Origin of the sequence: Staphylococcus croceilyticus (assembly GCF_002902575.1) — a bacterium.
In the GTDB taxonomy this organism is placed as follows: domain Bacteria; phylum Bacillota; class Bacilli; order Staphylococcales; family Staphylococcaceae; genus Staphylococcus; species Staphylococcus croceilyticus.
On record NZ_PPRD01000006.1, the window covers coordinates 78,006 to 88,243 of the forward strand.

Annotated in this window: 9 protein-coding genes; 6 read left to right on the forward strand and 3 right to left on the reverse strand. The window is 31.5% G+C overall.

From position 1 onward, the window contains the following. Nucleotide 1: 1 nt before the first annotated feature. Nucleotides 2-979, reverse strand: coding sequence for a metal-dependent hydrolase (locus tag CD128_RS01280; RefSeq protein WP_103328285.1), 978 nt, complete (start codon nucleotides 977-979; stop codon nucleotides 2-4). 144 nt (nucleotides 980-1,123) lie between these two features. On the opposite strand from CD128_RS01280, the gene mutY reads away from it, so the two are divergent. From mutY to CD128_RS01295, 3 genes are all read left to right on the forward strand, one after another. Continuing rightward, entirely contained in the window at nucleotides 1,124-2,167 is a 1,044-nt protein-coding gene (gene mutY, locus CD128_RS01285; protein ID WP_103328286.1) for an A/G-specific adenine glycosylase, read from the forward strand. A 123-nt stretch (nucleotides 2,168-2,290) separates the two neighbouring features. Continuing rightward, nucleotides 2,291-2,833 carry a nucleoside tri-diphosphate phosphatase gene (gene ntdP / locus CD128_RS01290; RefSeq protein ID WP_053030354.1) on the forward strand — a complete coding sequence of 181 codons (543 nt, stop codon included), beginning with the start codon at nucleotides 2,291-2,293 and terminating at the stop codon, nucleotides 2,831-2,833. A gap of 163 nt (nucleotides 2,834-2,996) precedes the next feature. Further along, on the forward strand, nucleotides 2,997-4,733 hold the full coding sequence (locus CD128_RS01295) for an ABC transporter ATP-binding protein (RefSeq protein ID WP_103328287.1): 1,737 nt from the start codon (nucleotides 2,997-2,999) through the stop codon (nucleotides 4,731-4,733). Nucleotides 4,734-4,796: 63 nt separating this feature from the next. On the opposite strand, the gene CD128_RS01300 is transcribed toward CD128_RS01295, so the two are convergent. Then, the gene (locus CD128_RS01300; RefSeq protein ID WP_103328288.1) at nucleotides 4,797-5,891 is read right to left on the reverse strand and encodes an FUSC family protein; all 1,095 of its coding nucleotides are present in this window, start codon (nucleotides 5,889-5,891) and stop codon (nucleotides 4,797-4,799) included. A gap of 159 nt (nucleotides 5,892-6,050) precedes the next feature. Then, nucleotides 6,051-7,340, reverse strand: coding sequence for a glutamate-1-semialdehyde 2,1-aminomutase (locus tag CD128_RS01305; RefSeq protein ID WP_103328289.1), 1,290 nt, complete (start codon nucleotides 7,338-7,340; stop codon nucleotides 6,051-6,053). An 81-nt stretch (nucleotides 7,341-7,421) separates the two neighbouring features. On the opposite strand from CD128_RS01305, the gene bcp reads away from it, so the two are divergent. The 3 genes from bcp (at nucleotide 7,422) to perR (ending at nucleotide 9,383) form a co-directional block, all read left to right on the forward strand. Continuing rightward, nucleotides 7,422-7,877: a thioredoxin-dependent thiol peroxidase gene (bcp, locus tag CD128_RS01310; protein WP_103328290.1), complete on the forward strand. Its 456-nt coding sequence runs from the start codon at nucleotides 7,422-7,424 to the stop codon at nucleotides 7,875-7,877. 5 nt (nucleotides 7,878-7,882) lie between these two features. After that, a complete protein-coding gene (locus CD128_RS01315; protein WP_103328291.1) occupies nucleotides 7,883-8,833 on the forward strand; it encodes a phosphoglycerate dehydrogenase in 951 nt (316 codons plus the stop codon). 94 nt (nucleotides 8,834-8,927) lie between these two features. Further along, nucleotides 8,928-9,383: a peroxide-responsive transcriptional repressor PerR gene (gene perR / locus CD128_RS01320; RefSeq protein WP_103328292.1), complete on the forward strand. Its 456-nt coding sequence runs from the start codon at nucleotides 8,928-8,930 to the stop codon at nucleotides 9,381-9,383. The last annotated feature ends 855 nt before the right edge of the window (nucleotides 9,384-10,238 follow it).

Here is a 10,238-nt window from a genome sequence, read left to right on the forward strand (position 1 = left end):
ATTAATTGGAGTATAATTTTTTTTGTAATTTTTCTTCTGTAAATACCCAACCAATATAAGAATGATCGATATGATTATCTTTATCTAAATGTGCAATAGCAGCAAAAGAATAATGACCTTTATTTAAATAACGTAAATCAATTAATCTAATTTCGGTAGTGTCATCATCTAGCTGACGTGTCTGCCAACGATAAATTGAGGAGAAATTTAAAAACGTTCTAATATCAGGATTCCCTTTAATTTGCCATAATAATGAATCTGGTGAAAACTTCTGACGTTTAACTTTGTCAGTAAATGTGACGTTTCGACCATATGCGCGTCCGACATAATCATGTTCTTCAGTTTGAATTGCGACACGCCACTCCATAAATTTCATAGTGGGCGCTACAAAGATTTTAACTGGACGATGTTGTTGTTGAATTTGTTTTAGAGCTTGTTTGCGGATAACGGCCTGCATTTTAAAACGAATAATATAATAAACAATAAGTATTGCTATAATTGGGAAGAACACTAAAAACGGATGAACTCCGAATGCCCAAATTATGATACCAAGACATAAAATACCAAAGATGATTGGATCAAATGTATTAATCACACTGAGTTGAATCCATTTATTAGTAATAGGTCGCAAGGCTTGTGTACCATAAGAATTGAAAATATCTACAAATACATGAAGAAATACTGCAAGTTGCGCCCATAACCATACATGTGTTGCATCAATATGTGGAAATAAAATGTAAATAGCGAATGTAATTAATATCGGCCACAAAATAGTAAACGGAATTGAATGTGTGATACCTCTATGATGAGAAATGTAAGTTGCATTATTTTTTAATTTTAAAACAGTATCACCATCAGGAATTAAAGATCCAGCAATTAAAGTTGTAGCCGTAGCTGCCATTGTATCCGCCATCACAGGATCTTGCGTAGCTAAGGCGGTCAGTCCGACACCTATAGCAATATGTGTGGCTGTATCCATAAAAGTTCACTCTTTTCATTTGAATTTAATATATATTATAATCTAAAAATTAGAATAACAAAATTAAGACACTTAATAAAAAATAAAAAATTAGTTAAATTGGATAAAGTAGAATAAAAATGAATGTAGAGAGGAAAAATATAAATGTTCAACGAACCCACTTTTAAAAAAAATATCGTTACATGGTTCAAAAAAAATCAAAGAGAAATGCCATGGCGTGAAACGACAAATCCTTATTACATTTGGCTAAGTGAAGTAATGTTACAACAAACGCAAGTTAAAACTGTTATAGATTATTATCATCGATTCATTAATCGTTTCCCAACAGTCGAAGCACTAAGTAATGCTAATGAAGATGAAGTGCTAAAATATTGGGAAGGGCTTGGATATTATAGTCGTGCACGTAACTTTCACACGGCTATTAAGGAAGTAGAAGAGAAGTATAATGGCGAAGTCCCTTCCTCTCCTGATAAGTTTGCTCAATTAAAAGGGGTTGGACCGTATACGCAAGCAGCTGTCATGAGTATTGCATTTAATCACCCCTTAGCTACAGTAGATGGAAACGTCTTTCGAGTATGGTCAAGATTGAATAATGACACACGGGATATTAAGTTGCAGTCTACACGTAAAGCATATGAACAAGAACTACTACCTTACGTACAAGAAGAAGCGGGTACATTTAACCAATCTATGATGGAATTAGGCGCATTGGTTTGCACGCCTAAAAATCCATTATGTTTATTTTGCCCTGTTCAAGAAAATTGTGAAGCGTTTAAAGAAGGAACAGTGCTTGAATTACCTGTTAAAACTAAAAAAGTGAGTAAGAAAACCAAAAATCTAAATGTCTTTTTAGTAAGAAATTCAAAAGGCGAATATTTGATAGAAAAGAGACAAGAAAAATTATTGAATGGTATGTGGCAATTCCCTATGTTTGAAGGACCAGAGGCGTTAAAACAATTAGAAGAAAAATTAAACGTTGAAGTAACAATTGCGGATGAAAAAATATTTCACCTTAAACACCAATTTACGCACATGACATGGGATATAAGTGTTTATAGTGTCATTGAAGACGTGGATATTTCTCTAGAGAAGTTTAAAGGTCAAATGGAATGGTTAGATTTAAATGAACGTCATCAATATACGCTTCCTGTCTCAATGGATAAAATATATAAATTTATCGTCGGATAAACTAACTATCATGTATGACTCATGAGAATGATTAATTTAAAAGTATTTTAATGATGTTTAAAGTCTTTTTTGAAAATATGCTATAATTTAAAGTGCAAAAATGATTAAAAGGTGGTGTGGAGTATGGTAAAAGAATCTATACCTAAAGAAGGCGAAAATATAAAAATCCAGAGTTATAAACATGATGGAAACATCCATAGAGTTTGGTCTGAAACTACTATTTTAAAAGGGACGGATCACGTAATCATTGGGGGAAATGACCATACTTTAGTCACTGAAAGCGATGGTCGCACTTGGATTACAAGAGAACCAGCAATTGTTTATTTCCATTCTGAATACTGGTTTAATGTAATATGTATGTTTAGAGAAGATGGTATCTATTATTATTGTAACCTATCTTCACCATTTGTCTGTGACGAAGAGGCTCTGAAATATATTGATTATGATCTCGATATAAAAGTATATCCAAATGGCAAATATCATCTGTTGGACGAAGATGAATATGAACAACATATGAATCAAATGAATTATCCTCATGATATTGATGTTATTTTACGTCGCAATGTCGATATTTTACAACAATGGATTGAACAGAAAAAAGGACCGTTTGCGCCTGATTTTATTAAAGTGTGGAAAGAACGATATAAAAAGATTCGCAATTATTAAGCATAATAGATGTAATCAGTACACAATTGTTTTATAGTACTTGAGTAATAATAATTAGAGGTTGAAACTACTTTTTAATTACAGATGCTACCGTTTGTAAATTAAGTCTTCAACCTCTATTAATTTTCATAAATAAGCGTAAATGGATGGAGGGGGAACACGAATGATACGACGATATTTAGAGTTCGTGAAACCATATAAATATCGTATATTTGCGACGATAATTATTGGTATTATCAAATTCGGCATACCAATGTTAATACCATTATTAATTAAATATGCTATAGATGGAGTTATTAATAACCATTCGCTATCTACGAATGAAAAATTTCAACATTTAGCAGTGGCGATTGGGATAGCATTATTTATCTTCTTAATTGTTAGACCACCTATTGAATATCTTCGCCAATACTTAGCTCAATGGACAAGTAACAAAATTTTATATGATATTAGAAAGCAATTATATAATCACTTGCAAGCATTAAGTGCAAGATTCTATGCGAATAATCAAGTCGGCCAAGTTATTTCACGAGTAATTAATGATGTGGAACAAACTAAAGATTTCATTCTTACTGGTCTGATGAATATATGGTTAGACTGTGTAACTATTATTATTGCTCTTTCTATTATGTTCTTTTTAGATGTTAAATTAACGTTAGCAGCAATTTTCATCTTCCCATTTTATATTTTAACCGTCTATTTCTTCTTCGAACGTTTAAGACAGTTAACACGCAAACGTTCACAAGCACTTGCAGAGGTACAAGGATTTCTACATGAGCGTGTACAAGGGATGTCAGTTATTAAAAGTTTCGCTATTGAAGACAACGAAGCGAAAAATTTTGATCACAGAAATCAAAATTTCTTAACTAAAGCTTTTCAACATACTTCATGGAACGCGTATTCATTTGCAGCTATTAATACGGTAACAGACTTAGGACCAATTATTGTTATTGGTGTCGGGGCTTATCTAGCTATTAATGGTTCAATCACTGTTGGTACATTAGCTGCTTTCGTCGGATATTTGGAACAATTATTTGGACCGTTAAGAAGATTAGTTGCTTCGTTTACAACGTTAACGCAAAGCTTTGCCTCAATGGACAGGGTCTTCCAATTAATGGATGAAGATTATGACATCAAAAATGGCATCGGTGCTCAACCTTTTGAAATTAAACAGGGACATATTGAATTAAAAAATGTAAGTTTTAAATATAATGACGATGAGTCCCTTATTTTAAAAAATATTAACTTAAATATTGAGCGTGGAGATACTGTAGCTTTCGTCGGTATGAGTGGTGGCGGTAAATCAACATTAATCAATCTTATTCCTCGATTCTACGATGTGACTCAAGGTGAGATTCTTATAGATAATCACAATATTAAAGACTTTTTAACTGGTAGCTTAAGAAATCAGATTGGCTTAGTGCAACAAGATAATGTTTTATTCTCAGATACTGTAAGAGAAAATATTTTATTAGGTCGACCAGATGCTACAGAAGAGGAAGTGATTGAAGCGGCTAAAATGGCAAATGCTCATGACTTCATTATGAATCTTCCTCAAGGTTACGATACTGAAGTAGGGGAACGCGGTGTTAAACTTTCTGGTGGACAAAAACAACGTCTTTCTATTGCACGTATATTTTTAAATAATCCGCCTATTTTAATTCTAGACGAAGCAACAAGTGCACTCGATCTAGAAAGCGAAGCAATTATTCAAGAAGCTTTAGATGTTCTAAGTAAAGATAGAACAACTTTAATTGTGGCGCATAGACTTTCAACTATTACTCATGCTGATAAAATTATTGTTATGCAAAATGGACAAATAGTTGAAACCGGCACACATGATGAACTTATTGCTAAAAAAGGCGCGTATGAACATCTATATAGCATTCAAAACTTATAATAAAAAAATCCGCTTATTAAGTTTAATCACTTAGTAAGCGGAATTTTGTTTATCAGTAGAAAATCATAAATCAAAATCTTCATCAGCAATATCAATATCAGTATCGTTACGATGATAAGTGAAGAAACTTAATCGTAATCTATCAAGATGTTCTAAGAAGTAACGATATTCTTTGATTGCAGAAATGATTTGCATAATATTTGAATATGAATACTCAGTTTGATAAGGATTTTGAATTAATTGTTGTTGGAAAGCATCCATTAAATCTTTCTTTTGAGGATTTATAATCTGATTATCAAAGTGTTCAACATTATACTTTGCTTTCTTAGACAAGCTTTTTAAAATTTGTTCATGATATGCAGTTAACGAATCTAATTCTAATTTAATTTGGAAGATTAAATTGTGATTCACGTGATGTAAGTCATTTTGGTAACGTGACATTCGATTTAATACTTCATAAGCTTGTCTTGTAGTACCAACAACTTCTTTAAATAGGATTTTCTTTCTATTTTGTTGAAAAGCAGTTTTACGCGTTAATGCTTTTTCTTCTACGTAGTAATTAAAAATTTGTTCTAATTTTGTAATGCGAGAATCTATTTGTTCACCATCTTCTTTAATCTGATGATAGTCAGAGGCATCATTCAACACAAGTTTGAACCAAATAAATATATCTGAAGCAATATTAACGGAATTATGATATATTTTGGTTTCAAATTTAGGTGGTAAAAAAATCAAGTTAACGATTGAAGCACTCAGTACACCAATCATAACTAGGATAAATCTAAAGGTAGCTGCTACATAAAATGATCCAGTGTGTTGCCCCATAATAATGAGGGCAGTTACACCTGCTAAAGTAGCAACATGCGCTAAATTAATCTTGTATAAAATAGCGATTAATAATATAACTGTTACACCCATAATAACAATATTTTTACCAAATATTGTTACCATAATTACTGCAAGGATTGCGCCAATGACATTACCTGTAGCTTGCTCAGAGATTGTTTTAATTGAGCGATAGATATTAGGTTGCATAGCAACAATCGCACTAATACCCGCTACAGATTTTAAACCAACGTTATCAGGTAAAAAAGAAGCTATGAACAGAGCAAGGATAATTGCGATTCCAGTTTTTAATATACGAGCTCCTAGCCTCAACTATAACGCTCCTTTTAAAGAAATAATTTTAATTTAGTATACAACCGAATCTTTATTCTATACAAGTTTTTATCCTAAATAAATTAAAATAGCCTATTAAATTGTTATTAGAATGTGAAAACAACAATTTAATAGGCTTAATTTTTTTAATCTTAAGTTTTATTTCATTTGGCTAAATGCGTAATCAGCCGCTTCTAATGTTTTGTCAATATCTTCTTCTGTATGTTCAGTAGTTAAGAACCAAGCTTCGAATTTAGAAGGTGCTAAATTAATACCTTGGTTTAACATTAATTTAAAGAATTTAGCAAATGCTTCGCCATCGGAATTTTCTACTTGTTCGTAGTGCGTAATTTTTTCATCTGTGAAGTATAGAGTTAATGAACCATAAACACGGTTAATCGTAGCGGTAATATTATGTTTTTCAATTAACTTATTTAATCCATCTTCTAATCGTTTACCTAGGGCATCTAATTTTTCATAAACTCCATCTTGTTCTAAAACTTCTAATAATGCAATACCTGCTCTCATTGAAAGAGGATTACCAGCCATAGTACCAGCTTGATAAGCAGGGCCTAGTGGTGCAACATGTTCCATGATATCTTGACGGCCGCCATAGCCACCGATTGGTAAACCACCACCGATAATTTTACCGAAAGCTGTTAAATCAGGATAAACATTTAATAAATCTTGAGCGGCACCATAATGGAAGCGGAAGGCAGTGATTACTTCATCATAAATAACTAATGCCCCATAATCATGTGTGATCTTATTTACTTCTTCTAAAAATCCTGGTTGAGGTTCTACCATACCGAAGTTACCAACGATAGGTTCAACTAATACTGCAGCCACTTCATCGCCCCAATGTTTCATAGCTTCTCGGTAAGACTCAACATCATTAAACGGAACGGTGATGACTTCTCTAGCTACACTTTCTGGTACACCAGAAGAGTCTGGAGAGCCCAGTTGTGAAGGACCACTACCAGCAGCTACTAATACTAAATCAGAGTGACCATGATATGAACCTGCAAATTTAATAATCTTGTTACGTTTAGTATAAGCACGTGCAACACGGATAGTAGTCATTACCGCTTCAGTACCAGAGTTAACAAAACGAATTTTTTCGAATGAAGGGATAGCTTCACGTAATTTTTTACTAAAATCAATTTCTAACTCAGTAGGCGTACCATATAATACACCTTTAGCTGCTTGATCTTGAATTGCTTGAGTAATATGAGGATGCGCATGTCCAGTAATAATTGGACCATATGCTTGTAAATAATCGATAAATTTATTGCCATCTACATCATATAAATATGCGCCATGACCTTCGCGCATAACTACTGGGGCACCGCCGCCAACTGCTTTATAAGAACGAGAAGGCGAATTAACTCCACCTAAAATATACTCATTAGATAACTTTTGAAGACGTTCACTCTCAGTGAATTTCATTTAGTATCAACCTCTCTTATTTTAATAATATTCATTACTATCGTATCATATAACTAATAATAAGAAGAAATAGGTGAGATTATGTTAAATAAAGGTGAACAATTTCCAGAATTTAAATTAGAAAATCAAAATGGCGAATGGATAACTAATGAAACGCTTAAAGGCAATAAAGCAATCTTATATTTTTATCCAAGAGACAATACGCCGACTTGCACTACCGAAGCATGTGATTTTAGAGATAATATAGCATTATTTAATGATATGGATGTCCAAGTTTATGGCATTAGTGGAGATTCTAAGAAAAAACATCAAAATTTTATTAACAAACATAATTTGAATTTTGATTTATTAGTAGATGAAGATTATCAACTATCTAAAGCTACTGGCGTTTATCAATTGAAAAAATCATTTGGCAAAGAAAGTATGGGGATTGTACGTACTACGTTTGTAATTGATGAAGACGGTTATATTATAGATGTCATTGAAAAAGTGAAAGTTAAAACACAATTAGATGAGCTTAAACAAATATTGGGGTGAACTCTATGAAAATCGTTAGCTTGAAGAGACTTGGAGATATAGAAAGTGAGTTGAAAAATAAATATCCAGATTTGGAATTTTCATTTTTCAAAAAAGCAGAAGAAATACCTGAAGAATTAAAAAAAGAGTTGGATATATTAATTGGCTACTCTAGTGGCGTTGACAAAGCGTTTATAGAGTCATGTCCAAATTTAAAATGGATAGCATGGTACGCTACTGGTGTTAATAATCTACCATTAGATTATATAAAAGAACGTGACATCGTCTTAACTAATACAAGAGGTGTGCAAGCTAAGCAATTAGCTGAATTTATCTTAGCGTTTATACTAGATGATTATAAAAAAATGCGTACATCATATATTTATCAAAAAGAGCATAAATATGACTCTACATTAACTGGTAGACGTATAGATGGAGAGAAAATTTTGTTCTTAGGTACAGGGGCAATTGCACAACGTGCAGTTAAACTACTATCGCCATTCGATGTGGAAATAGTAGGAGTAAGTAAATCAGGTAGAGAAAAAACTGGATTTACTGAAACTTATAAAATTGAAGATTTAGACAATGTGATAGGGAAAGCAGATATTGTTATTAATTCTCTCCCAGAAACACAAGAAACATATCATTTACTAAATCAATCACATTTTGAAAAAATGAAAGATGAAGCACTCTTTATCAATGTAGGTAGAGGAACGATAGTTGCTCAAGAAGATATAGTTGAAGTACTGAAGAATAAATTGATTCGTCATGCCTATTTAGATGTATTTGAAAATGAACCCCTTGAAGCGGATAATCCATTGTACGATCTGGATAATGTGACGATTACTGCCCATATAACTGGCAATGATATAAATATCAAAAAAGACGCTACAGAGATATTTGAGAGAAATTTAGATGATTTTCTCAATAAGAATGAAGTAAATGAGAATAGAGTAGATTTAGATAAGGGATACTAGCCGAAAAATACCGTACTTATTGACAGCGCGCTTTCTTAACAGTTATATTAATATTAAGTAATAATTATTATTAAGTAGAAAGATGGTGAATTCAATGAGTGCAGAATTAGAGTCTATAGAACATGAACTTGAAGAATCAATTGCAGCTTTAAGAAAAGCAGGAATCAGAATTACACCACAAAGACAAGCAATTATTCGTTATCTAATTACTTCTCATTCTCATCCAACAGCGGATGAAATTTATCAAGCACTTTCACCTGATTTTCCAAATATTAGTGTTGCGACGATTTATAACAATCTTAGAGTGTTTAAAAGCATTGGCATTGTAAAAGAATTAACGTACGGAGATGCTTCAAGCAGATTCGACTTTAATACACATAATCATTATCATGTTATTTGTGAAAAATGTGGTAAGATAGTCGATTTTCATTATCCGCAATTAGATGAAGTGGAACAACTTGCTCAACATATAACTGAATTTGACGTAACACATCATCGCATGGAAATATACGGGCTATGTAAAGAATGCAAAGGTAAAGAAGAACAGTAAATATAATTTAATCGTTATTAAATTTAGAAGACTAGAACAATGATTTGTTCTAGTCTTTTTTGTTAGAGAAACTTATTAAATAAGAGAGAAATAACTTTGTAAGGTATAAAGGGTGGAAATAAACATCTAAAGTCATATACCTCTCTAAAGAAAGAAAAGTAAATAAAGATATTGAAATAGTAGATAAATAATACTAAGTTTGAGAAAGTTAAGTTTAATATATGAAGGCGTTCGTTAATGAAGATCCTTAAAATAGAATGATAATATTGCTTAAGACAATTTTTATTGATCAGCACTCATTACTATGATGTTAATTGAAAAAAATAAAAAATAGAAAAAACTTATTTATATTATAGAAGAGATAATGAGTGTATTGACATTGTATTAACAATGAAAATGGCTTAAAAATAAAAGAAAATAACTAGTTTTTTAATGTAATTAGTATAAAATATACTCTTTATAATTAAAGGATACATTCCATGTGAAATATTAAACTTATTTTTGTCTTGTATATGATTGACGTTCTAAATTAATCTTGCTATTATATAAAAGTCGTCAAAAACACATAACATTTCCTTGAAAGGCAAAGTTAAGTTTTTTAAATTAATGTTAAGAAAGTGTAATTTTGACTATTGAAAACAAAACAAAAACATTATAAGATATTAAATGTTGAAATAATCAATTAAGTTTTTGAACTGATAAAAAATTAAAAAAGTTCTTGACATGAGATATTGATTGTTGATATAATTAATAAATGTAATTGTTAAAAATGAACATTGAAAACTGAATGACAATATGTCAACGTTAATTCCAATAAATGTAACGATAAGTTACAAACACTATTTAGTTTTATGA